Raw genomic sequence first — 25,395 nt, forward strand, 5'->3', positions numbered from 1 at the left:
GTAAACCATGCTAAACAAAATGACGCTTATCGCAGCAGCAACTCTGGCTCTTTACGGCTGTGGCGGAGGTTCGTCTTCTGGCAGTGCGAATCCAAACAAAATGCCTCAAGAAAGTTTCGACGTCTCGATTCACAACTCAATCTTCGCTCCTGTACCAAACACACAATTGAGCTATTCGTTTAGCTTGGATGGCCAACCAGAGGGCGACATGAAACTGAGCTTCCAAGCGATGGATAGCGAGCAAATATTGGCAGCATTGGCACAAATCCCAAACAGCGAGGCAATGGTCCAGTTGGTTAATGACTTGGTGAACTACGGCGCCGAACAGTTCTACTATTCAGACGAGCAGTACAACGACGACCAAGAGAGCAATACGCTTTACTTTGCAGGATCAGATGGTGCACTCCATGAAATCACTGACGCTTATTTCATTGGTCATCAGTTTATTGCCATGCTTATGCACAGCGGTCCGATTTTCCGCCTAAACGGTGACGACGTAAAAGAGAAAAGCCCGAATATTGACATCGGTGAAGAAACTATGTCTCTGCAAACCACTCTTACAGGCTACGCAGTTCACAACCTTCTAGACCGTTTTGAAGATCATGAGTGGGTACAAAACCTTCCTATGACAGCATCTTGCCAAGTGGTTTGGCAACAGCAAATCCGAGAGACTGGTATGCGTAAAGCGTTCTCGATCTCAGGCAAGAAAATTGAAGCGGCATACCTGATGGAAGAGAACATCTACAACCTAAACTGTGATGATATGGACTCAATGGAGTTCGCCACTTCGGCAGAACGTTGGTTTAATCCGAGCTTAGGTCTGATAGAACAAATTGAACTGCTGAAAGTACAACAAGTACAAATCAACGAAGAGAAAGTGCAGCTAACAGCGATTGAAACAAAATAAGCTCGCATTTTTTATAGATATCTCAATAAAAGAAGGCTTTGGGGAGCACACCAAAGCCTTCATCTCGAACATCAATCTTAGGGGTGATGACACCCGAGTTTATTCTTCTATCAATAAAATACGAGTTTCGTAAGGTCGTAACACTTGATGGTTTGACGCGACTGCGCTCGCTGAGTTTTGATAGTTAGATAGCAAGTTTTTCGCCTTACTCATATCAAAACGTTCTGGCAGAACGCATTCCACCTCTTCAGCGTAGTAGTTATTGATACACAGCAGCGTTTGCTTATCGTTCTGACGAGCGTAAGCGAAAATACGTTTGTGCTCTGGCAGTAAATCTTCATAACGGCCATCGGTGATGACTGGAACCTGTTTACGCAGTTCAATCAGACGCTTGTAAAAGTAGAACACCGAGTTCAAATCGGCAACCGCAGCTTCAGCATTGATTTCAGAGTAATTCTGCGCCACTTCAAGCCACGGCGTTCCCTCAGTAAAGCCCGCATGTTTTGCACTGTTCCATTGCATTGGTGTACGTGAATTATCACGCGACTTCTGTGCCAAGATCGCCATCATATCGTCATGAGATACACCATCACGGTTGACCATAATGTCGTACATGTTAGTACTTTCAACATCACGATATTGGCTGATTTCGGTATAACCCGGGTTGGTCATGCCGATCTCTTCCCCCTGGTAGACATAAGGCGTACCTTGCATCATGTGTACCGATGCCGCAAGCATCTTGGCAGATTCAACACGGTATTGCTCGTCGTTACCTAATCGGCTCACAACGCGTGGTTGGTCGTGGTTACACCAGAACAGCGCCCCCCACCCTTTGCCATTTAAGCCCGTTTGCCAATGATTGAAGATCTGTTTTAACTGAATGAAATCAAACGGCGCTTTGGTCCATTTTTCACCATTTGGATAATCGACTTTCAGATGATGAAAGTTGAACACCATGGATAGCTCTTTGCCGTCTAGCGAAGAATATTGCTGGCAGTGCTCTAGCGTGGTGGAAGACATTTCACCCACCGTCACGCTGCCGTATTTTTGAAACACAGATTCGCTAATCTCTTGAAGGTATTCGTGCACACGTGGACCATCCGTGTAGAAACGACGACCATCACCAATATCGTCACTTGGAAAATCTTGCTGCTTGGAAATCAGGTTGATAACGTCGAGACGGAAACCATCCACTCCTTTTTCTGCCCAGAAGTTGATGACTTCTTTCACTTCTTCACGCACTACTGGGTTTTCCCAGTTTAAGTCCGCTTGCTCTTTAGCAAAAAGGTGCAAATAGTACTGGCCTGTTTTTTCATCCAGCGCCCAAGCGTTGCCACCAAACTTTGATTGCCAGTTGTTTGGTTCTACACCATCTACCGGATCTTTCCAGATGTAGTAATCACGGTATGGGCTGTTTTTATCACCCAGTGCGGATTGGAACCACTTGTGTTCTGTCGACGTGTGGTTCACTACAATGTCCATGATGATACGAATGCCCAACTGATGCGCTTCTGCTAGCAAAGTATCGAAATCTTCCATAGTGCCGAACTGTGGATTGATCGAGTAGTAATCGGAGATGTCATAACCGTTGTCGATCATTGGCGATTGGTAAACCGGCGTCAGCCAAATCGCATCCACACCAAGATGCTTAAGATAATCCAGCTTAGAAATGATCCCTTTGATGTCGCCCGTGCCTTTACTGCCACTGTCACAAAAGCTTTTTGGGTAAATTTGATAGATGGTTGCGGTTTTCCACCAGCTCTCATCATGCTTGGTCATAGCCATTTCTAACACTCACTTACCAGTAATCGGAAACTTAAAATTTGAAAAGAAAAATAGGAGGAGGCAGCCAAGTCACTGCCTCAAATAGAATTACGCGTTTGCAGGCTCAAGCTCACCTTTGGCTTGTGCACGCTTATAAAGAATTAACGTTAATGCAGCAGGTACCAGCATTGCGACTAACATAGCCAAAGCAAAAATGCCCCAGAACTGCGGTTGGATAGACAAGATGCCCGGCAAACCGCCCACACCGATACCGTTCGCCATTACGCCCGCACTACCACAAATAGCAGCAGCACACGCACTACCGATCATCGCGCTCAACATTGGGAACTTGTATTTCAAGTTGATGCCGTACATCGCCGGTTCAGTCACGCCAAGGTAAGCAGAGATAGCCGCAGGCACTGAGATATCACGCTCGCCGTGTTTTTTACTGATGATAATGATGCCGACGACCGCAGACGCTTGAGCAATATTTGAAAGCGCAATCAGAGGCCAAATTGGCGTGCCGCCTAGCTCTTGCATTAATTGAAGGTCAACCGCGTTGGTGGTGTGGTGAATACCAGTAATGACCAATGGCGCGTATAGGAAGCCGAAGATGGTTGAGCCAATCATTGCGAAGTCACCCGTCATGGCTGCTTTTGCTGCGAATGCCACGCCGTCACCCAACATACGACCGAATGGACCAATGATAGAGTGCGCAAGAATCACAGACACAATGATTGAGACAAACGGCACGACCACTAGGTAAAGGTAAGACGGAATGATGCGTTTTAAGTTGGTTTCAATAAACGCCAGAGCCATACCAGCAAGCATTGCTGGAATCACTTGCGCCTGATAGCCCACTTTCTCGATGGCAAATAAGCCAAAGTCCCACACTTCGGGTACTTGCTTACCAATCAGGTAGGCGTTCATCAACTGTGGCGAAACCAATGTTACACCAAGCGTGATACCCAGAATCGGAGTACCGCCGAGCTTTTTCACTGTCGACCAACACACGCCAACCGGTAGGAAGAAGAAGATCGCCTCACCAATCAGCCATAAGAAAGAGTGTACCGTTGCCCAAAACTGGCTGATTTCCGTTAGCGTTTGACCATCAAACATCTTGATGTCGCCAATAACGTTACGGAAACCAAGGATCAGACCACCGGTGATGATCGCTGGTAGCAGTGGTACAAAGATTTCTGCAAGGTGGGAAATACCACGCTCAACGATATTCATGTTTTGACGAGCAGCGTTCTTCGCTTCGTCTTTGCTGGCTTCACTTTTACCCGTCAGTCCGATCAGTACCTTGTAAACTTCATCCACTTCAGTACCGATAACCACTTGGAACTGGCCTGCGTTGGTAAAACAGCCCTTCACCATCGGTAATGCTTCTAACTGTTTCGTATCTGCTTTGTCCGTATCATTTAGAACAAAACGCAAGCGAGTTAAACAGTGACTTACACTGGCAATATTGTCCGGCCCCCCGACCAGCTCAATAAGACGCTCCACGTCTTTACGCGCAATCTTACTCATAATTTTGTCCACCCTGTATTGGATACATTCGATTCATCATTTTGTTTTTATAAATGGGAACATTCCCATTTCTTAATTTTAATATTGCCATTCGAAGACAAAAAACAAAATGGGAACAGTCCCATTAATTGAGAATGATCACAGTATAATTTTAGAGCAGATCGTTTTAGTGTGGATTAACAAACGATAGGCTGTTGAGTAAAGTGAACCACTTCCTCATCGCCATTTAATTGATTGATCAGCATGTTAGCGGACTTCTCACCTGCAAGGGTATAACCTGGGTCGACACTAAACACTTTAGGAAAAAGGAAAGAGAGCAATTCATTACCACCAACACCTGTCACAACCACGTCTTCACGTCCTAACTCTTGAAGACGCTTAATCACGCCCAACGCGATAGTGTCACTGGCGCACACGATGGCCTGAGTGTCAGATTGAAGGACTTTGTCTACCAACTGATAAGCACTTTCATGGCTCAACTTACCCGTTTGGAAACAAGGTGCAATTTGCTTGCGTTGACACCAAGCTTTATAAGCATTTAGACGAGCTAAGCCAGTGGTTTTGTCTTCAGGATCAACACCAATATAAGCAATGCGAGATAAAGATTGCTGCTCAAGGTGAGACAAAGCCATGTCTATCACACCTTGGTTATCGTAGTTGATCGAGGAAACCATTTGCGTGTCCATCGCGATCACGACGATACGATTCCCCCACTCCGCCAATGCTCGCTCATCACATCCAGTAAAGCCAAACACGATCACCCCATCGACGTTGCGACGTTTAAGCACATCCAAATGTTCATTGGTTTTATCGCGATCGAATTGGCTCTCCATGATCACCGCATCATAACCAGCGGAATACAAAGCATTGAGCATTGTACCAACGGCGCGATTTTCTGATGGTGAATCTAAACGGGAGATGATAACCCCAATAACTTTTTGGCTGCCGCCACGCATTGATTGCGCAGATTTGGACGGCACATAACCAGATTCACGAATGATTTGCTCAACCTTCTCTCGCGTTTGGGGTTTCACTTTTGGATCGTTAGTAAGCACACGGCTTACTGTCGATTTGCCCACGCCTGCCAATTTTGCGATATCAAGAATGGTGAGTTTTTTGCTCATAAGTGTTCAGATTAAAAGAAGGAATCAAACAAAAGGGAAGCAGTGGCTTCCCTTATCTCAGTCAGTAATGAAGATTACTTGTTTAAGTACGCAGGCACATCTGCAATGCTATCTAATACTACCGTTGCAATGGCTTCGCCCTGTTCCGTTACTGGCTTACCAGTGCGAACCAAAATCTTAGTGCCAACGCCTGCCGCTTCTGCTGCCATCATGTCTTCAGCTTTATCGCCGATCATCACAGATTTCTCCATGTCGATCTTCAAGAAGTCACGCGCAGAAATGAACATGCCTGGTTTTGGCTTACGGCACTCACAATCTTGCTTGTACTCGCCAATGCCATGTTCTGGATGATGTGGACAGTAATAGATACCATCGAACTCAACACCATTATCAGCAAAGTTCCAATCCATCCATTGAGTCAGAGACAAGAAACGGTCTTCACTGAATTTACCGCGTGCGATGCCCGATTGATTCGTCACTAACACTAGAAGGTAGCCTTTATCTTTTAGCGCTTTCGTCGCTTCAAATACACCATCAATGTACTCAAAATCATGTTCGTCATGAACGTAGCCGTGGTCAACGTTTATCACGCCATCACGATCGATAAAAACAGCAGGTTTTGCCAAAACGTATTTCTCTATTAACTCGGTTTAATCAGATTATTACATACCTTATAAACTTCAACACTATCTAATTCATTCTAGGCCTCGACAAAACGGTTGATTTGTTGGGCAAGAATCGGTAAATCTGAGGGTGCCCCGCCGTCTACCTCCTGCTTGTTATCTATACATCTTCGTTTCAAAACAGAACATCCATACATTTAGACGTCTAGACGTAAAAATATCTATTGACTTCATTCTGCTTAACCCATAGCATCAACTGAAAATTGAGATAAAGCTCAACATTAAGTTCTGTCAAAGGCCGTTTTTGACAGCGAAGTTCCCCGTATCTTTGGGCAGGTTGAAACATGATAGAAATAAAAAACGTCAATAAAGTGTTCTACCAAGGCAGTAAGGAAATCCTTGCCCTGAAAGACATTAACCTACACATCGACAAAGGCACCATCTTTGGTGTTATCGGTTCATCAGGTGCTGGTAAAAGTACGCTGATCCGCTGTGTCAACATGCTAGAAGCGCCGACCTCTGGTTCCATCATCGTTGATGGTGTGGATCTAACCAAACTCAGTAAAAAACAACTAGTCGAAACACGCCGTAACATTGGCATGATCTTCCAGCACTTTAACCTGCTTTCGTCTCGTACTGTGTTTGATAATGTAGCACTGCCACTAGAACTGGCAGGTAAAGACAAATCGCAAATCACAGCAAAAGTAACTGAGTTGCTAAAGCTTGTAGGCTTAGCCGACAAACACGAGAGCTACCCATCTAACTTAAGTGGCGGACAAAAACAGCGTGTGGCAATTGCTCGTGCATTGGCATCCGATCCTAGCGTGCTGCTTTGTGATGAGGCCACTAGTGCACTAGATCCAGCAACAACTCAATCTATCCTTGAGTTATTGAAAGAGATCAACCGCAAACTCAACATCACGATTTTACTTATCACTCACGAAATGGAAGTCGTAAAAAGCATCTGTCACGAAGTAGCAATCATCGGTGGTGGTGAGCTGGTGGAAAAAGGCACCGTTGGCGATATTTTTGCGCACCCTAAGACAGAGCTGGCACACCAATTCATTCGCTCAACGCTGGATCTTTCCATTCCTGAAGATTACCAAGCTCGTCTGCAAGCAGAGCGTGTTGATGGCAGCTACCCGTTGGTTCGCTTAGAGTTTACTGGCGCAACCGTCGATGCACCGTTAATGTCGCAAATTTCTCGTAAATACAATATTGATGTGAGTATTTTGAGTTCCGACCTTGATTACGCTGGTGGCGTGAAATTCGGCATGATGGTCGCAGAGCTATTTGGTAACGAAGAAGATGACAACGCAGCTCTTGAATACCTGCGTAAGCACAACGTAAAAGTAGAGGTACTTGGTTATGTCCTTTAATACGATTTCTGAATGGCTGAGTTTAAACAGCAAACTACTTTTAGGTGCAACGTGGGAAACGCTTTACATGGTTGCGGTTGCCGGATTAGTCGGCTTTGCTGTGGGTATTCCATTAGGCGTAATCCTCCATATTACTAAGAAAGGCGGCCTACTTGAAAACACCAAACTAAATAGCGGCTTAGGCGCTATCGTTAACATTGGTCGTTCTGTGCCATTCCTCGTACTGATGGTTGCGATTATTCCAGTGACAAAAATGCTGGTTGGAACCTTTATCGGTACAACCGCAGCAATCGTCCCACTGACTATTGGCGCCATTCCTTTTGTCGCTCGTCTTATTGAAGGTGCTTTATTAGAAGTACCGACAGGCTTGGTGGAAGCAGCGCAGTCAATGGGGGCGACACCAACACAGATCATCACAAAAGTTCTACTACCTGAAGCAATGCCGACTATTGTTAACTCAGTAACGATTACCTTGGTCACTCTCGTTAGCTACTCAGCTATGGCGGGTACGGTAGGCGGCGGCGGCCTAGGCGACGTAGCCATCCGTTACGGTTTCCACCGCTACGATGTAACTATCATGGCCGTGACTGTCGTGATGTTGATTGTTCTAGTACAGATTATTCAGTCTATCGGTGACGCAGTGGTGCGCCGTGTAGACCACAGATAAGCATCAAAAATACAAATTATAAGGAGATAAAGATGAAATTTAGCCTTAAAGGTCTTTTGACCGTAGCAACGGCCGCCTCTGCTCTTGCTCTAGCGGGTTGCGGCGACAAAGAAGTAGACGTAAACAAAGTAAAAGTTGGCGTTATTGCTGGTGCTGAAGCACAAGTTGCCGAAGTGGCAGCTAAAGTAGCAAAAGAGAAATACAACCTAGACGTTGAGCTAGTAACATTTACCGATTACGTAACACCAAACGCCGCTCTGGATGATGGTTCAGTAGACGCGAATGCGTTCCAGCACAAACCATACCTAGACCAACAAGTGAAAGACCGCGGCTACAAACTGGCTATCGCGGGTAACTCATTCGTTTACCCTATTGCTGGTTACTCAAAGCAAGTAAAATCAATTGATGAAATTCAAGATGGCGCACGCATCGCAGTACCAAACGACCCAACTAACCTAGGTCGCTCACTACTGCTTCTTGAGCAACAAGGTTTGATTACGCTACGTGATGGCGTTGGTCTACTCGCTACAGTACGTGACATCGTAGGCAACCCTAAAAATATCGAAATCATTGAACTAGAAGCCCCACAGCTTCCACGTTCACTGGATGACGTAACGCTATCTATCATCAACACCACTTACGCAAGCTCTATCGACCTATCGCCAGAGCGTGACGGCGTGTTCGTTGAAGATAAAGACTCACCATACGTAAACCTAATTGTCGCTCGCGAAGAAAATGTTAATGCGCAAAACGTACAAAACTTCGTAAAAGCTTACCAAACGGAAGAAGTTTACGAAGCGGCAAAAGAACTGTTCAAAGGCGGTGTTGTGAAAGGTTGGTAATCCCACTTTTCAAAACATGACTGAAAACAACGTTCTAAACATAAACGTTCTAAACACAAAAGGGCTGATGTGAAAACATCAGCCCTTTCTATTTGTCTATCTACCCATTTAAGTAGCTTCAATTCGCTACTTAAGATGGTCCCAAGAGATATTCGACACGATTCGGCAGTCATCACACTTAAAATGAAATATGTCATGTAGTGGCTCATCGAGTAGCCACTCGCCATCGCATTTTGGACACTTGCGCGCTTTCTCGCTCTCCAGCGACTGACCACCGACACGATACTGGTAATAGTACGTAGGGATCTTCGTGATGTATTCGATACGGCCACGTAAGTCCCAACCTCGGCGAAACAGCACACTATCCACATCGCAAATTTCGTGCAGCGCCGCATGTTCCGCTCGGCAGCCCCCTGCCATTTGGATTTCATCACACGCTTGCCACTCAGTCTGCCACTTAATGACGGCTTTATGGTCTCCATTAAGTGTTGGCTCATTACGATACAAAGGAATTGGCAACAGGGTTTCACCACTTCGCAAAGGCGAACACGTATGAACATAAGTCGTGTACAACACTTGCCAGCTAGGTGTCTCTTCTTCGGCTGCTTGTTCTGAATTCAAATCACGCCCCAGCATACGCATTTTCGGTGCAAGCAAAGACGCATCCGACAAACGGTTCATGCACACTTTGACGAAATCTGAGTGATAACGTGGATGCAAGCTGTCTTGTTCTGGGCAAACAACACGAACGAAAAATTCACCTTCTCCCATCACTATCGGGAATTCACGACCTAATACTTGGCCGTTGTAACGCAGAGCATCCATCAAGCCATTAATGGCTTTGTCTACCGCGCTGACGGTGGTGTTATCAAAACACTCAAACTGCAACTCAACAACATACATACTTAGACGGCAGCCTCTAACTTATTCAAGAACTCAACCAATGAATCTGCCAATACATCACGTTTAGAGGTGCCCAAACGCTCTAGAATCACATTGCCAGTGAGGTTACAAATAGAAATCACATCCATTTCCTCATCTGTCGCTGCGATAAATACTGTTGGTTTAAGTTTCAAGCGGCGCTGCGTCACCAAATGACCAAGAATATTTTCTTGTAGACGCACGAAATCGTCATCGCTCCAGACTTGCAGCAGCGTCAACGAATTACCTTGCCAAGTTGCCTCCATATCAGCGCAGTATTGAGAACCATAAAAGGCTTTAACATCATCTTGCAGTGACAACTCAATCGCATTTTCCACATTGGTGAAATCGGCCATTTCATCACGTGCGACCGCTTTCCAAAGCACCTTTCCATCACGCTTCTCTTCGACACAAGGAGAAACAAGCTCTGCAAGCTCTTCACTGCTTGGCAACTCATTGTGCTTAGCTTGCCAAGCTTGTTGGTAGCGCAGGCTGAACTCTTGTAGCGCCTGAGTAACGTTTGGGGTCATGAAGGTCTCCTCATTCCTTATTTATCAGATAGCCGTGCTTGCCGGATGGCAATTGACCAGCGGATTCAGTAAAATTCTCGCCATTCTAATCGAAAACGACCACAAAGTATGAGCAAATATTCTGACGCTAAAGAGCTTGCTGGCTTAACACTAGGTAAAACGACCGAGTATGCGAACCAGTATGACCCAAGCTTGCTGCAACCAGTCCCTCGCAGCCTGAACCGAGATGACCTCCAGTTAGGCGATACTCTGCCTTTCATGGGGCACGACATTTGGACGCTGTACGAATTGTCTTGGTTAAATAGTAAAGGTTTACCACAAGTGGCCGTTGGCGAAGTATACATTCCAGCCACCAGCGCAAACTTGATTGAATCGAAGTCTTTCAAACTGTACTTAAACAGCTATAACCAAACCCGCTTTGCAAGCTGGGAAGAAGTGACTGAGCGTTTAACACAAGACCTTTCTGAATGCGCAGGTGAAAAGGTGCTGGTTGAGGTGAATCCAGTGACCCACTATACCAATCAACCTATCGTAACAATGGACGGTGAATGTATTGATGACCAAGACATTAACATCACCAGTTACGATTTCGATGCCGATTTGCTTGAAGGTGCAGCAGGTGAAGTACAAGTTGAAGAGGTGCTACATAGCCACCTATTGAAATCAAACTGTTTGATCACTAACCAACCCGACTGGGGCAGTGTAGAAATTCGCTACCAAGGCGCAAAAATAGCTCGTGAGAAGCTGTTACGTTACTTAGTGTCTTTCCGCGAGCACAATGAGTTCCACGAACAGTGTGTAGAGCGTATTTTTACGGATCTAATGAAATACTGCCAACCAAGCAAACTGACCGTATTTGCCCGCTATACGCGCCGTGGAGGCTTGGATATCAACCCTTACCGCTCAACGGAACAAGATAAGCCAGCTCACAATCACCGTATGGCTCGTCAGTAAGCGCATAGGCAACAGAAATAAGTTCGGCAATCTAAAGGGTTGCCGGACGTTTTTATTGTCCAAGCATGTTACTATATCAAATGGCTTCAACCCGCATTTAAACGGCTAATTGAGGCTTTTCGCCGTTATCGCCATATCTAAAAACAGTTCGAGGGAACGAAAGGATGTTTTGGGACAGTTCGCGTCTATTCAAATTGATTGGCTTTCTTTGCTTGCTGTTTGTACAGCCACTTCATGCAACCATTTTATCGTCCGCGTTACTCAACGAAGCACAACAATTGGCGGAAATAGAACCATCACAAGCAAAACAAGCGGCAACCAACTATTTGTCACAGCGTGAGCTAACAGAACGCAAAGAAAGTGACAGCCCTTCAGCCATGTCTCGCGACGAAACAGATCGTAGCGTTCGCACACCAAGCAGCACCATCGAAGCGCACAAGATTATCGCTCAGGCAGATTACGCCATGGGTAATGTTCGTTCGGCTATCGAGCACCTAAATAAAGCGGAACGCTTAGCGCAAGAATATCAATTGCCGTACATGGACTTAGATCTCCAGCTGATGCGCAACCAAATGATTTGGATGTACGACGAAAACTACTCAAAAGCGGAAGACACGCTTAACCAAATTGAACAACAGCTCGATGAAGCCGATGCCGTATTACAACGCACCGACAGCGTTCGCTACCGACTAGTGATGCAAAGAGCACTCCTCGCTTCACATAGTGGCGATATCATTAAAGCGGAAAACTTGTACTCTGAAGCAAAGACCATGCTTGACGATAGCCGCTCTGAGTTAGCCTTGATCGACTACTACACAGCCGTCGGCGAGTTTTACCTCAATAGCAAGAAATACAATTTGGCTTTGTCAGAGCTGCTATACGGTTATTGGCAATCTATTGAAAGTAACAGTGGTGCAAGATTAGCAAAAGTGAATCGCCTTTTGGCTAGGCTCTTCCAGGAGCGACGAGTGTACGACAAAGCGATCGAATACTTATCTCAAGCCGCAGATTTTTATGACTCTTACCCTAGCTCTCCGATCCTAGCGGACGTCCTAGAGCAAATGGGCGACATCTACTTTTATCAGGGTAAGTTTAACCTTGCGTTAGTGCATTACTTCAACGTGCTTGACCATGAAAGTACCAGTAAGAACATCAATAGAATCATTAAAATTCGCTTAAGCTTGGCGGCTACCTACCTACAACTCTATAACTACGCGCTAGCAGAGCAGTACTTAGACCGCTCTAAAGAGCTTTTAGAATACACCAATATTCCTAAGCTTGAAGCAAAGGCTGCCCTGCTTCAGTCAGGTCTGGCTTATCATCAAAATGACAGTAAAGACGTCATTACTAATGCTAAGCTGGCGTTAGCACTTGCTGAAAAGTCACCTGAAAATAACAACTTCATTAAGCAGCAGTCATACCGTTTACTTGGGTTGGGTTACGAGCAGGCAGGCGAATACAAACTTTCTCTGCAAGCTTATAAAAAATACACCAACCTCGTTCGTCTAGAACAAAAGCAGCTTAACCAAATCAGTGAGGATGCGTTCCGTCAGCAAAAAGAATTTGCCGAACAAACCATCCATTACATCGGTCAATCAGAACGCTTAGAGCAAGTGGAAAGAGAGCATCGTAAATTCCAGAAAATCTCATTTGCATTGTTTATTACTGTCTTGGTCATGTTTTTGTTCATTATGCGCCGTGGTGTCATTATGCAGCGCCAAGCAAGTGAAATCGAAAAACTGCGTAACGACCTCTTCACCCACTCTCGCTCTCGTTTACGTAACTTGCGTATGCTGAATGTTAAGCTTTCTCGCTCATTGAAAAAGTCGAGCGAAACTTTCGAGCAATGGCAAATGGGTGAATTGATCCACGAACCACTTAATGATCGCCTACGCTTTGTTATGATCGATTTGCCATTCTTACGAAGCATGTACGTCCATAACGGCTATAAGGCAGGTCTAGAACTAGAACGGGCATTTGGCGACTTCCTTGCGGAAAAAATAGAAAAACCGTCGCGTCTTTACCATTTCTCAGATGCGAACTTACTCTACATAGAACCGAACGCTGACCGTGATGCTTCTGCCGAAGTCATGTTCGAAAAATTCCAGACTTGGGTGGATGAGTTCGCACAGCAGCACAACGTCAATCGTATTATTCGTATGGGCATCAGCGATTATCCGTTCTTACCCCGAGCCTACACTGCAATTAACGATGAGGAATTACTCGATCTGTTATTGCTTGCTACTCACATCGCACGAGAAGTCAGCTTGAAGGATAAGCAAAGCCACTGGGTGTTCTTAAAAGCCATCGATAATGCGCCTGCTGCTAGCTTTGCAACAGGTAACATAAGAACTGCCTGTCAACATGCCATTAGCCAAGGCCTGATCAAGATCCATTCGTCCTACAAGAATGAGGACGACATCAAGAAAATATTAAAAAATGGATAATTAAACGCCTGTTGAACGTAATAACTAATGACGCTATAAAGTTTTTTGTTATTATCAGATAATTGTCAGTAGTACATGGACTTAACCGTAGTCACTTCATGGGAATCTTGGAATCCGATATTCAGTCGCAGCTGCATCAGCTGAGTTGTCAACTTGACCAACTCAGACTGACTCATCGTGATACTTCACTCAAATTCAAACGTGAACAACAAGTTCTTAAACGCGTTGTGGCATCATTGTCTTCAGCTTGCCAGGGTTCGAACACTCAGGTATCCAACTACCTATTTGAAATCCAACAAGAGCTGCAACATCAAAAAGATATCAGCACTCTTATCCCGCGTTTAGCGGTATTAGAGAGGATGCTCAAACAGCAGTCGAAGACGATGGATAAACAAAACGGTTACCTTGACGAACAAATCAAGCACAGTGGTGAAACACTGCAACGTGTCACGGGCTTACCTGCGCAGTTAAAACGTGAACTACGGAACCTGATGAGTTTCTCTGAAGTTCACGCCAGCAATAAAGCTGATCAAGCCACTAAGCTACTGAGTATTTACGAACGCGCTCTGAAAATCATTACGTCTAATTCACGTCTACATCTTAGTGAATTTGAAAACAATCCTGACAGATCTCAACTTGAATGCTTGGCCAGCGACCTTCAACATACTATTACAGAGCTGGATTTCGAGGGAGAATCAGGCGATAGATTGCTGGATATTCGCGCTAAGTTGCTCCTTGGCGTGAGTGCCGAGTCTCTCATTGAGCTTACGCTCTCAACGCTGAAATTGGTTGTCGAAGCAACAAAGTTCGAGCGCGAGGCGTCAAGCCAATTCCTTGATCAGCTGAACACTTCTCTCGCAAGTAACCTAAAAACCGTTCATCAGAACGTCGACCAGCATCATACCTACTTTGAACACCGCCAAGAGCTCAACACAGAAATGAACAGCTTGGTTGAATTAAGCCAAAAGTCACTTAATCAAGCTCAAGATATCGCGGTTGTGAAAAAAGAAATCACGCCTCTTCTCGAAAAAATGGCGTCGCTGACAGAGCGACTGAAAATGACGGAAGAGCGAGAGCAAGCGCTGCAAGAGCGGTTAAGTTACAGTAAGAACCAACTCGAAGCGGTATTTGAAACTACGCAAGATTATCGTCGACGCTTAGATGACCAAGCTCAGCGTATGTTGCTCGACCCGCTGACTAAAGTTTATAACCGCACTGCATTTAACGATCGACTAGAGCTAGAGTATCGCCGTTGGATTCGCTCTCAGCAAAACCTTCGTGTTGTGCTATTTGATGTAGACAACTTCAAAGCGGTGAATGATAGCTATGGTTATACGGCTGGCGATAAAGCGCTGAAGATCATCGCTCGTACTATTAACAAGCGTGTATCAGAAACGGAAACAGTGGCTCGCTTTGGTGGCGAGGAGTTTATTCTACTCGTCCCGGAACAATCTGAAGAATACACACTGGATCTGATTAAGCATATCCAGCGTGATATTAGCCAATTACCCTTTAAGTTCCGTGAGCAAAATATCATGATTACCTTAGCTGCTGTATCGACGTCTTTCAAAGAGTCCGATACGCCAGAGTATGTGCTCGATCGTCTTGGCAAGATGCTTGCGGACGCTAAAAAACGTGGAACAAACCAGCTTAACTGGAGCTAAGATTCGTACAAAAAGCGAGCAAACAAACCAAATTTGGTGCAATCTACGCTTTATAACCACCCATTTTCAACGAGTTATCACATTTCTTCCCTTTTAGTCTGCTAAGCTGTAAAAACCCAAGTCACTTCAAGATGATGTATTTATAAAAGGCAAATGTATCATCTTGAGGTTGCTTGGGAGTTGATAACCATAAAACCAAATCGGCCAACTACCTTTCATCAAACCATACGTATAACACCAAAAAGGTAAGTTGGTACTTTCCCTCAAATTAATGCAACACAAGGAGGCGTTATGATTACCCATATAAGCCCCGCTGGTAGCATGGACTTGCTATCTCAACTAGAAGTAGAGCGCTTAAAGAACACAGCCTCGAGTGAACTTTATCAGCTATACCGTAATTGCACATTAGCGGTGTTGAACTCCGGTAGCCATACCGATAACTCGAAAGAACTGCTCGATAAATACCAATCGTTTGATGTCAACGTCGTGCGTCGTGAGCGTGGTATTAAGCTTGAGCTGACTAATCCGCCAGAGCACGCTTTTGTTGACGGCGAAATAATTAAAGGTATCCAAGAGCATCTGTTCTCCGTATTGCGTGATATCGTTTACGTAAACATGCATTTGGCAGACGCCCAGCGGCTCAACCTTACTAACCCAATTCACATTACGAACCTCGTGTTCGGCATTCTTCGTAATGCCAGAGCATTAACTCCAGGTATCGCACCGAATCTTGTCGTATGTTGGGGTGGTCACTCTATCAATGGAGTGGAGTATCAGTACACACGTGAAGTGGGTAACGAACTGGGCCTGCGTGAACTTAACATCTGCACAGGTTGCGGCCCTGGTGCAATGGAAGGGCCGATGAAAGGTGCAGCAATTGGGCACGCAAAGCAACGTTATACTCAGCAACGTTATCTTGGTTTAACCGAACCCTCGATTATTGCGGCCGAGCCACCAAACCCAATAGTAAATGAGCTGGTCATCATGCCCGACATCGAAAAGCGCTTGGAAGCTTTCGTCCGTATGGCTCATGGTATCGTTATTTTCCCAGGTGGCCCGGGCACAGCGGAAGAGCTACTGTACATTCTTGGCATCATGATGCACCCGGATAACGCCGATCAGCCAATGCCTATCGTATTAACAGGACCAAAAGAGAGTGAAGAGTACTTCCGCTCTATTGATGAGTTCATTCGCGACACACTTGGTGAGGAAGGGCAAAAGCACTACGAGATCATCATTGACGACCCGGCAGAAGTCGCTCGTATTATGAAACGCTCCATGGACTCGGTACGCCTTCACCGAAAAGAGAAAGGCGATGCGTACAGCTTTAACTGGTCATTGAAAATTGAGCCAAACTTCCAACTGCCATTCGAGCCTACTCATGAGTCGATGGAACAATTGGATTTAAGCCTAGATCAAGAACCGCAAGTTTTAGCGGCCAACTTGCGTCAAGCCTTCTCTGGCATAGTGGCAGGTAACGTAAAGGCTGAAGGCATTCGAGAAATAGAACGTAGAGGGCCTTTCACCATTCATGGCGACGCAGTCCTCATGAAAAAACTCGATAAGTTGCTAAAAGACTTTGTCGAACAGCACCGAATGAAATTACCTGGCGGTTCAGACTACGAACCGTGTTATCGAATCGCTCACCCGGAAATTGGTGGTCGATAGTCAGGCTAGCATTCGTTACACTAGGGGCATTACGCCCCTTTTTTATTGCTAAGTCATTATGTCTATTCATCTTGTTATCATTGATGCCCTAAACCTGATCCGCCGAGTGCACTCAGCACAACCAGATCCAACCGACATAGCAAGAACCATAACCACAACGCAAAGAACCCTCACTCGCATTCTGTCAGAGGCCAACCCGACACACATCATCGCAGTTTTTGATCACCACGAACAAGACAGAGGTTGGCGCGCTGAAATTCTCCCTGACTATAAGCAAAACCGAAAACCAATGCCTCTGCCACTACTGCAAGGGTTAGATGCGATTCAACAAGCGTGGTGGGAGCAAGGTATTGATTCATTGCTGTCTGAAGGCGATGAAGCAGATGATTTGGTTGCTACACTCGCAACGAAAGTGGCCAGCCATGGTGAAAAAGTCACCATCGTTTCGACTGACAAAGGTTACTGCCAGCTACTTTCCCCTACCCTACAAATCCGTGATTATTTCCAACATCGTTGGTTAGATGAACCATTTATCGAAAAAGAGTTCGGCGTAAAACCAAGTCAACTAGCGGATTACTGGGGATTGACAGGGATAAGCTCTAGCCAGGTTCCGGGCGTACCTGGAATTGGCCCGAAAGCAGCGAAAGAGATTCTCACTCAGTTTGAGAGTATTGAAGCTGCCTACGCTAGTGAAGATCTCGTACCGAAATACCGTAAAAAATTGGATGAGCACATTGAGTCTGCTCGTTTATGTAAACGCGTCGCCGCTTTAAAGTGCGATATAGAACTAGGCTTTAACTTGCAAGATATTCGCTTTTTAGGGCCAAACAAAGCGGAGTAGTGTCCGATGGTAGTTTCACACCATGAAATCCGGCAGATATTAAAAAAGCGCCATTTGAAGGCGCTTTTTCTATTCTAATCACTATTCCCAAAAGACTCGGGGAATAAAGTTAGTAAGGTGAAATATTCGACAAACATTGGATATGAATCGTGATCTCTTCACGATCATGATACAAATGTTTAGCTTGTAGCTTGAACTTTACCTTATTATCAATGAGGAACTGCTTCAGATTTTCAAGGTCTTGCAGCACTTCGTCATAACGCCCTTTCATTGGCAGCTTAAGGTTAAAGATAGCCTCTTTTGCCCAACCTTTTAACAGCCACTGTCCCATCAGGTGAGCAACACGAGCTGGCTTTTCCACCATGTCACAAACAATCCATGTTACGTTCTTGCGGTCTGGTTCGAACTTAAAACCATCCACCATATGGTGTTTGATCTGGCCAGTTTCCATCAAACTGTCTGCCATCATGCCGTTATCAACGCAGTGAACGAACATTGAGCGCTTCACTAATTGGTACGTCCAACCGCCTGGACATGCACCTAAATCCACACCCCACATACCTGGTGCCAAACGCTCATCCCACTCTTCACGTGGAATAAAGACATGAAATGCTTCTTCCAGTTTAAGTGTTGAACGACTTGGGGCGTCTGCTGGGAATTTAAGGCGAGGGATACCCATGAAGAACTGTGAGTTGTTGTCAGTGTAAGAGTAACCAACGTAACAGTGGCCAGGCTCAACAAAGCAAATGTGCAGTACTGGTTTTTTCGCGTTATCTTTGTTCAGCATTAAGCCTTTGCCGCGCAACGCTTGACGCATTGGGACGGTAAACTTACGGCAGAATTTCAGTAGCTCTTTCGCTTCATTTGTATCTGGCGTTTCAATTCTCAAATCACCACAACGAGGGAATGCTTCGATGTCTGCTAGTTCATTCAAAATTGGACTAATTCGGTCATCACTTGGCAACGATTGAAACTCAGCTGCTACCGCAAACATTTGTCGAGCAAAAATTAAAGACTTAAAGTCTAAACCTCTCGCAAGTTTGTCGGCATCTCCATCTTGGTAACACTCGAAGACAACATAACCTGAGTTTCTCTTCACACGAGGGAAGCCATACACTTCCAACTGTGTCGCTTTGTCCTGAATTTCACCAGCACACTCTTTCTCAAAGCCAGAACGGCAATAGAGCATTAGTTGTTTCACTTGGAGACCTCTTTGATATTGAACGCAGCAAAAAAGAACAGACACCAACCAATCATGAACAGTAATCCTCCCACAGGAGTAATTGGCCCAAACCACTTAATGCCCGTCAGCGCCAGCGCGTAAAGACTGCCGCTAAAACAAAAGATGCCGATAATAAAGCAAATCGCCGCAATGAAAAAATATTTTTGTGCTTTTTGTCCCAAATTGAGCAGAAGCAGAATGGCACAAAACACAATCGCCAACGTGTGAATAAATTGATACAGAACTCCGGTCTCAAATACACCGAGCAAATAAGGGGCCAGTGTCGCTTTTAGCCCATGAGCAGCAAATGCTCCAAGAGCGACCGAAAGCAGCCCAGACAGACCAGAGAATGAGAGTAACCACTTACTTTTCACTGTACACCTCTTTTATAAACGCCGCTAACTGCTCTATCGCGAGTGCAATGTTACCCACTTCAGTATGACCTGAGCTCTTGCGCGGTTTGAAGCTGTGGTCACCATCAGGTAAAAAGCTCACCGTTACTTGTGACGAAAGGACGAAATCATCGAATTCCTCACGCTTACCAAAGGTGTCTCGTTCCCCTTGCAGAATCAGCGTAGGTTTCTCAATGGTTGCTAAGTGCTCGCCTTTGTATTTCTCTGGCTTTCCTGGCGGGTGAAATGGAAACCCTAAACAGGCAATGCCCGACACCAGCTCATTTTCAGCCAACAAGCTCGACATACGACCGCCCATTGACTTACCACCAATAACCACGGGAGAAGAAGTAAAGTGAGCGATCACTTCGCTGTATGCTTCGAGCAACTTTGGCGCGCGATCGGGCGGACGCTTTTTGCCATCTTCCGAACGTTTCACCATGTAAGGGAAATTAAAACGCACTACACGAATACCTTGCTCCACTAATCCTTTGGCGACCGCTGTCATGAAATCATGCTCCATCCCCGCACCTGCGCCGTGAGCAAAAATAAACAGCGGTCCGTTTTCAGGTCCCTCAGCTATCCAGTGATTCATCCAATACTTCCTCTTGTTCTTTTCTCGCGGTTGCTAACATCCAGTCTCTAAACGTTGCGATTCGGCCCATATCTGCCTGCTGTTCATGACACACCACATAGAATGCATTCTTAGATATCAACACCTCGTCGAATGGTGCAATGAGTCGTCCGGCTTCCATTTCAGGTTTGGCGAGTACGTTGTTACCGAGCGCGACCCCCTGACCGTGCGCAGCAGCCTGTAGCACCATCGTTGAGTGACTAAAAATAGGACCGTGGTTTACGTTGATGCCTTCAATGTTGTAATGACGAGCAAACTGCTTCCAGTCTTTACGCGAAGTATCGTGTAACAAAGTATGTAATTTGAGGTCACTTAAAGATTCTAATGGTTTGTTACCCAAAAGTAATGAAGGTGAACAAAGTGGGATCAAAAACTCTTGGTACAATTTATCTGCTCGCAAACCTGGCCAGTTCCCACGGCCATAGTAGATCGCCACATCAACATCATCAGTCAGTGAGCCTTCATCCATATCTACGGCTTTAATACGAACATCGATATCGGGCTCTTGAGCATTAAAATCGGCCAAACGAGGTACAAGCCATTGGATAGCAAAACTCGGCGGTAGGCTAATCGTCAATGCCCCTTTTTCGCTACGTTCCAACACCTTATCTGTCGCTTCCGCAATCGAGGTGAAAATATCTTTGATATCGAGAAAGTAACTTTGGCCTTCTTCTGTTAACAACAAAGAACGATTACGTCGACGGAAGAGCTTCAATGATAAGAACTCTTCAAGCGCTTTAATCTGGTGACTGACCGCGGCTTGAGTAACAAATAACTCTTCTGCTGCTCGTGTAAAACTGAGATGACGAGCAGCCGCTTCGAAGACTCGAAGCGAATTTAATGGAGGCAATCTGCGAGACATATGGGACCTCTAATAGGATTAGTTTTTTTAATCTGAAACATTATAAAATGTCCGTTGTCGAACAGCCAGATAAATTCTATATTTCACCCCGCAACACGGGCCTGAACGGCTTGATTTCTTTGGAAATCAATTGGCTTCGTTGTTGCGATGTTGTGTTTGCAAACTCGTATTTCGAGTTAGGTAGATTTCTACCATAATGTTTTGTCCACACTCCCTGTGACAAAACATATACTTCCTGTATTTATTTTTGACCTGTCTGTCAAATTTGTTACACCGCCTAAATTAGGCGGTGTTTTTTTATCTATCAAAAATCTCATCCGCATATCTGGCAGCAATATCACTTTATTACTCTTCTTTCGGATTAACTATCGTTATATCAACACAAAGTGTATGGCTTTGCGATAAGCCTCAACATTATGCTAAGTAATGGTTGTCTGTAACGCGATCAAAAACAAAAAAGGCGCAAATTGATGTCTCAATTTGCGCCTTTTAACGTATTTTATCAGTCAGCTATGGACGGTAAACTTTTACGTTGCTGAAGCCTTGCTCTTGCAAGTAAAGCGCTTGCAGACGGCTCATCACACCGCGGTCACAGTAAAGTAAGTATGTCTTAGACTGGTCTAAGTCACCAAACTGTGTACCCAGCTTGTAGAAAGGGATATGTTTCACATCCACACCTTCGATTTCAAGTGGGTTATCGTCTTCCTCTTCAGGACTACGAATATCTAGCACAACCGCGTGCTCTTCTACCGCTTGAACTTGCTCTACTTCTGGTGCGGCTTGCTCAGACTCTTTCGCGATATCACGAATGTCCATCATGCGAGCTTCTTGAACCACTTGCTCAAGGATACTAAAGTCGAATTTCTCTTCTTCAGCTTCTAGCTTGCCTTTCACCGCTTTCACGGTTGGCTTCTTAGAGATAACACCACAGTATTCTGGCATTGTCTTTGCGAAATCTTCTGTGCCGATTTCACGTGCTAGATTGATGATGTCTTCTTTATCCCAGTTGATAAGCGGACGCAGAATCAGCGTGTCAGTTACGTTATCGATATGGCGTAGATTGGTTAGCGTTTGGCTCGATACTTGACCTAGCGCTTCACCTGTTACCAATGCTTCGATCTTCATCTTCTGGGCGATCATGCCTGCTGCACGCATAAACATACGCTTCAAGATCACGCCCATTTGGCCGTCATCGACTTTCTCTAGGATTTCCGCAACCACAGGCTCGAAATCAACTGAGATAAAACGTACTTTTGCTGAAGAACCGTATTTGTTCCATAGGTAGTGAGAAACCTGCTTAACGCCGATTTCGTGTGCTGGACCACCTAAGTTAAAGAAGCAGTAATGTACTTTTGAACCACGCTTGATATGAAGATAGCTTGAAACACCAGAATCGAAACCACCCGAGATCAGGCTTAACACGTCTTCTTGCGTACCCAGTGGGAAACCACCTAGGCCTTTATGACGAGACAATACTTGGTTTAGCTTGTCGTTCGAGACTTCTACCTTGATCGTCACGTCTGGGTTTCGTAGCTTAACACTAGCGCTTTCAATCGCTTGATTTAAACCACCGCCTACATAACGCTCTAGTTCAATAGAGGTAAAGTCATGCTTGCCACGACGCTTCGCACGTACAACAAAGGTTTTATTTTCGAGTGCAGCACGGTTGAGTTCTAGCACTTGCTCGAAGATATCGTGCAAGTCTTTAAATTCAGTTTGCTTCACTTCCAGTACGTGGTGAATGCCTGGTGTATGAGTCAAAACCTCAAGAACTTCAGCGTGGAATTCGTTACTCTCAGAGGTCACTTCAATGTGATCACGACGGTTAAATACCGCGACAGACTCCGTGCGGCTCTTAATGATGTTACGAATGTTGCACTCTAAAATCTTTGTGAAGCGCTTACGCACAGATTCACTTTTTACAAAAATTTCTGGATGGGGCTTTACAATAAATTTCATAGTCTAATTCGCAGGTTAGTTTCGCAATCAACAAAGAGTGACACTCAACTTCAATACTTCATACGCAGTAAAACCGCGTTTCAGTCACAAAAAGTAGTCTGAGCTCACTTTTAAGGCGCAAGATTATACACCCAAGCGGATTGGAAAAACAAAAAAAGCGAGCAATCTGCTCGCTTTCTTATCTCTTTACTGACTTAAAACTAAAGCCTACTTATTGAATTACTGGCACTTCTTCACTGTAGAGAGGCTCGCCTTGCATAATGCTGATTTCAACCCGTCGGTTAAGTGCGCGATTGTCATCAGAATCATTCGGTAACAAGGGCTCCGTATCCGCCATACCTCGTACTCTTAAACGTTGATGAGAGAAGCCTCTCACTTTCTCCATCTCTTGCGCGACTGATACTGCGCGCTGAGAAGAGAGATCCCAGTTAGAACGATAAAGCTCCGAATCTAGCGGTCGATTGTCTGTATGGCCAGATACTCGAACAATGCCTGGCACGTCTTTTACTAGCTCTGCAATCTGACGAACTAAAGGACGAAACTTAGGCTGCAAGAAAGCCGAACCTTCTGGGAATGCACCTTTTTCACGCATACGTATAACAATCTGCTGACCGAGGTTTTCAACTTCAATGGCGCCTTGCTCAATCTCTCGCTCTAAGGCTTTCTTGATGCTTTCCATCAAGGTTTCCATCTCTTGCGACATCTCTTTAGATTGCTGTTGTTGCATGTCCGCTTCGGCAGACTCATTGTTTTGAGTTGACGTTTCTGGCGATTGCCCACCCGTTAACTTGCCTTCATCACGTTTTGTGCCACCAGCTCGATCAGACTCCCCTTCATGAAATTCGAGCGTCTGCTGAGTGATGTCCATGGTTTGCTGCATGATGACATCAATCGGAGTTGGTTCCGGCCGACCCGGTCGAAACTCTTGGGCAATAATGCTAGTGCCTTTGGGAATGTCTTTCACTTCAAGCTGATTTTGCACACCGAAGGCAAATTTCATTGACCCTGCAATTTGTTTGAACTTCAGTACATCCATCTCAGAAAACGAGAGCAGAAGAACAAAGAAACACATCAGTAGCGACATCAAATCTGCGAATGTCCCCATCCATAACGGGAGGCCAGGTGGCGGACAATCGCATTTGTTATCTTCATCATCCATCACGACTCTCCAAGTTACTCGTCAATCTCAAGGGCACGTTTACCTTCATTGAGGTAGTTCTTCAAGTAACTATCGATCACTCGCGGGTTTTGGCCATCTTGAATCGCTAATACGCCATCCATGATCAAACGGCGATTTAGCGTTTCTTGGTCACGGCGAAGAGAAAGCTTATCCGCAATAGGGAAAAACACCATATTGGACAGGATCGCGCCATACAATGTGGTCAAGAGTGCAACGGCCATTGCTGGTCCAATCGCTTTAGGGTCATCCATGTTTGAAAGCATCGCAACAAGACCAACCAAGGTACCAATCATTCCCATCGCAGGAGCAACGTCGCCAAAGGCGCGAAATACACCAGTACCTTGCGTATGTCGTTCATCTGTAAGCGCGATGTCTTTTTTGAGTGCCGCTCTCACAACGTCGGCATCATGGCCATCAACCAGTAGATCAATGCCTTTCTGCATGAATGTGTTGTTTATTTCCATCTCTTCAAGAGCAAGAAAACCACCTTTACGCGCCGCATCGGCCATTTCCACAATTTTTGCGATCAGGTCTTCGGGTTCATCCGCTTTAAACATGAAGGCTTTGCCAGCAATCTTTGTCGCACCAAAAAACTGTCCCATTGTGAACTTCATCAACACGACGAATATTGAGCCACCAACGACAATAAGGATCGACGTGACATCGACAAACATGCCGATGCTGCCACCAAGCACCATCGCCATAATGACGAATGCAAAACCACCAATCAAACCTAATAGGGTTGCTAAATCCACAAAGCACTCCTCACGCTATACTCAAATACTGCCATTGGGCGGATTATTACCTGTATCGACAACTCGCGCAGAATTTTTAGAAAAATCTTAGCTAATGGATCACAAATTACACCTAACAACCTCAACCAAAATATGGGGTTTCACCGCTTAGACTCGTTGAACGCTAATTTTGTGACAATTATATAAGGTTAAATTTGACCAAGTTACTAGGCTAAGGTAACTTTCGTGCATCTTACCCGAGGCTTGATTAAGGCAGAAAAAAGATGGCGGTCAAGAAACCAGAAAACATGACCTTTGAAGCAACCATTGAAGAGCTTGATAGCTTGGTTGATCAATTAGAAAATGGCGATCTTGCTCTAGATGATGCCCTGCGTAAGTTTGAACGAGGCATTGCCTTAGCTCGTGCAGGCCAAACTAAATTAAGCGACGCCGAACAGCGCGTGAGCATTCTTCTTAGTGAAGATGATGAAGCACCACTGAGTGACTTCAAACCAGATTCAGAATAACAATCAGTAGTGAGCAATGTG

23 protein-coding genes are annotated in these 25,395 nt (G+C 45.2%); 10 read left to right on the plus strand and 13 right to left on the minus strand.

The window, feature by feature from the left end:
• Positions 1–7 precede the first annotated feature (7 nt).
• The gene (locus R7E78_RS06890) at positions 8–907 is read left to right on the plus strand and encodes a hypothetical protein (protein ID WP_226083964.1); all 900 of its coding nucleotides are present in this window, start codon (positions 8–10) and stop codon (positions 905–907) included.
• Positions 908–1,006: 99 nt separating this feature from the next.
• On the opposite strand, the gene treC is transcribed toward R7E78_RS06890, so the two are convergent.
• The 4 genes from treC to gmhB all read right to left on the minus strand — a co-directional run bounded on the left by treC (position 1,007) and on the right by gmhB (position 5,954).
• Positions 1,007–2,692 carry an alpha,alpha-phosphotrehalase gene (treC, locus tag R7E78_RS06895; protein WP_318057773.1) on the minus strand — a complete coding sequence of 562 codons (1,686 nt, stop codon included), beginning with the start codon at positions 2,690–2,692 and terminating at the stop codon, positions 1,007–1,009.
• 87 nt (positions 2,693–2,779) lie between these two features.
• Positions 2,780–4,204 carry a PTS trehalose transporter subunit IIBC gene (treB, locus tag R7E78_RS06900; RefSeq protein WP_005381959.1) on the minus strand — a complete coding sequence of 475 codons (1,425 nt, stop codon included), beginning with the start codon at positions 4,202–4,204 and terminating at the stop codon, positions 2,780–2,782.
• Between the two features lie 176 nt (positions 4,205–4,380).
• Positions 4,381–5,328, minus strand: coding sequence for a trehalose operon repressor TreR (gene treR, locus R7E78_RS06905; RefSeq protein WP_005381960.1), 948 nt, complete (start codon positions 5,326–5,328; stop codon positions 4,381–4,383).
• Between the two features lie 74 nt (positions 5,329–5,402).
• A complete protein-coding gene (gmhB, locus tag R7E78_RS06910) occupies positions 5,403–5,954 on the minus strand; it encodes a D-glycero-beta-D-manno-heptose 1,7-bisphosphate 7-phosphatase (RefSeq protein ID WP_005381961.1) in 552 nt (183 codons plus the stop codon).
• A gap of 341 nt (positions 5,955–6,295) precedes the next feature.
• On the opposite strand from gmhB, the gene metN reads away from it, so the two are divergent.
• Genes metN through R7E78_RS06925 form a run of 3 tightly spaced genes read left to right on the plus strand, consistent with a single transcriptional unit; the run spans position 6,296 to position 8,839 of the window.
• The gene (gene metN / locus R7E78_RS06915) at positions 6,296–7,330 is read left to right on the plus strand and encodes a methionine ABC transporter ATP-binding protein MetN (RefSeq protein WP_053306522.1); all 1,035 of its coding nucleotides are present in this window, start codon (positions 6,296–6,298) and stop codon (positions 7,328–7,330) included.
• Positions 7,320–7,997 (plus strand): methionine ABC transporter permease, encoded by a 678-nt coding sequence (locus R7E78_RS06920; protein ID WP_005383604.1) that lies wholly within the window; start codon positions 7,320–7,322, stop codon positions 7,995–7,997. The genes metN and R7E78_RS06920 overlap by 11 nt, the downstream gene beginning before the upstream one ends.
• A 32-nt stretch (positions 7,998–8,029) precedes the next feature.
• A complete protein-coding gene (locus tag R7E78_RS06925) occupies positions 8,030–8,839 on the plus strand; it encodes a MetQ/NlpA family lipoprotein (protein ID WP_005381966.1) in 810 nt (269 codons plus the stop codon).
• A gap of 126 nt (positions 8,840–8,965) precedes the next feature.
• Here R7E78_RS06925 and R7E78_RS06930 read toward each other — a convergent pair whose 3' ends face one another.
• On the minus strand, positions 8,966–9,742 hold the full coding sequence (locus R7E78_RS06930) for a Zn-ribbon-containing protein (RefSeq protein ID WP_005383605.1): 777 nt from the start codon (positions 9,740–9,742) through the stop codon (positions 8,966–8,968).
• 2 nt (positions 9,743–9,744) lie between these two features.
• The gene (syd, locus tag R7E78_RS06935) at positions 9,745–10,290 is read right to left on the minus strand and encodes a SecY-interacting protein (protein WP_025768899.1); all 546 of its coding nucleotides are present in this window, start codon (positions 10,288–10,290) and stop codon (positions 9,745–9,747) included.
• 108 nt (positions 10,291–10,398) lie between these two features.
• On the opposite strand from syd, the gene queF reads away from it, so the two are divergent.
• The 5 genes from queF to xni all read left to right on the plus strand — a co-directional run bounded on the left by queF (position 10,399) and on the right by xni (position 17,864).
• A complete protein-coding gene (gene queF / locus R7E78_RS06940) occupies positions 10,399–11,244 on the plus strand; it encodes an NADPH-dependent 7-cyano-7-deazaguanine reductase QueF (RefSeq protein WP_025768898.1) in 846 nt (281 codons plus the stop codon).
• Positions 11,245–11,408: 164 nt separating this feature from the next.
• Entirely contained in the window at positions 11,409–13,691 is a 2,283-nt protein-coding gene (locus R7E78_RS06945; RefSeq protein WP_017635678.1) for a tetratricopeptide repeat protein, read from the plus strand.
• A gap of 98 nt (positions 13,692–13,789) precedes the next feature.
• Positions 13,790–15,355 (plus strand): sensor domain-containing diguanylate cyclase, encoded by a 1,566-nt coding sequence (locus R7E78_RS06950; protein WP_005381978.1) that lies wholly within the window; start codon positions 13,790–13,792, stop codon positions 15,353–15,355.
• Between the two features lie 291 nt (positions 15,356–15,646).
• The gene (ppnN, locus tag R7E78_RS06955) at positions 15,647–17,023 is read left to right on the plus strand and encodes a nucleotide 5'-monophosphate nucleosidase PpnN (RefSeq protein WP_005383611.1); all 1,377 of its coding nucleotides are present in this window, start codon (positions 15,647–15,649) and stop codon (positions 17,021–17,023) included.
• A 58-nt stretch (positions 17,024–17,081) separates the two neighbouring features.
• Positions 17,082–17,864 carry a flap endonuclease Xni gene (gene xni, locus R7E78_RS06960; RefSeq protein ID WP_005381982.1) on the plus strand — a complete coding sequence of 261 codons (783 nt, stop codon included), beginning with the start codon at positions 17,082–17,084 and terminating at the stop codon, positions 17,862–17,864.
• Positions 17,865–17,973: 109 nt separating this feature from the next.
• Here xni and rlmM read toward each other — a convergent pair whose 3' ends face one another.
• From rlmM to pomA, 7 genes are all read right to left on the minus strand, one after another.
• Complete coding sequence (gene rlmM, locus R7E78_RS06965) at positions 17,974–19,065, minus strand: 23S rRNA (cytidine(2498)-2'-O)-methyltransferase RlmM (RefSeq protein WP_017820611.1); 1,092 nt, start codon at positions 19,063–19,065, stop codon at positions 17,974–17,976.
• The gene (locus R7E78_RS06970) at positions 19,062–19,460 is read right to left on the minus strand and encodes a DUF423 domain-containing protein (RefSeq protein ID WP_047010151.1); all 399 of its coding nucleotides are present in this window, start codon (positions 19,458–19,460) and stop codon (positions 19,062–19,064) included. Before R7E78_RS06970 ends, rlmM begins: the two co-directional genes overlap by 4 nt.
• On the minus strand, positions 19,450–20,073 hold the full coding sequence (locus R7E78_RS06975) for an alpha/beta fold hydrolase (RefSeq protein ID WP_053302995.1): 624 nt from the start codon (positions 20,071–20,073) through the stop codon (positions 19,450–19,452). The genes R7E78_RS06970 and R7E78_RS06975 overlap by 11 nt, the downstream gene beginning before the upstream one ends.
• Positions 20,054–20,974, minus strand: coding sequence for a transcriptional regulator GcvA (locus R7E78_RS06980; protein WP_005383616.1), 921 nt, complete (start codon positions 20,972–20,974; stop codon positions 20,054–20,056). The genes R7E78_RS06975 and R7E78_RS06980 overlap by 20 nt, the downstream gene beginning before the upstream one ends.
• A gap of 510 nt (positions 20,975–21,484) precedes the next feature.
• Positions 21,485–22,933, minus strand: a complete 1,449-nt coding sequence (gene thiI, locus R7E78_RS06985) for a tRNA uracil 4-sulfurtransferase ThiI (protein WP_005383617.1) — start codon at positions 22,931–22,933, stop codon at positions 21,485–21,487.
• A gap of 211 nt (positions 22,934–23,144) precedes the next feature.
• A complete protein-coding gene (locus tag R7E78_RS06990; protein WP_005383619.1) occupies positions 23,145–24,092 on the minus strand; it encodes a flagellar motor protein MotB in 948 nt (315 codons plus the stop codon).
• Between the two features lie 14 nt (positions 24,093–24,106).
• Positions 24,107–24,868 (minus strand): flagellar motor protein PomA, encoded by a 762-nt coding sequence (gene pomA / locus R7E78_RS06995; protein ID WP_005381564.1) that lies wholly within the window; start codon positions 24,866–24,868, stop codon positions 24,107–24,109.
• A 263-nt stretch (positions 24,869–25,131) separates the two neighbouring features.
• Between pomA and xseB the strand changes: the two genes are divergently transcribed.
• Positions 25,132–25,374: an exodeoxyribonuclease VII small subunit gene (gene xseB, locus R7E78_RS07000; protein ID WP_005381566.1), complete on the plus strand. Its 243-nt coding sequence runs from the start codon at positions 25,132–25,134 to the stop codon at positions 25,372–25,374.
• The last annotated feature ends 21 nt before the right edge of the window (positions 25,375–25,395 follow it).

The organism is Vibrio sp. YT-19(2023), from assembly GCF_033337395.1.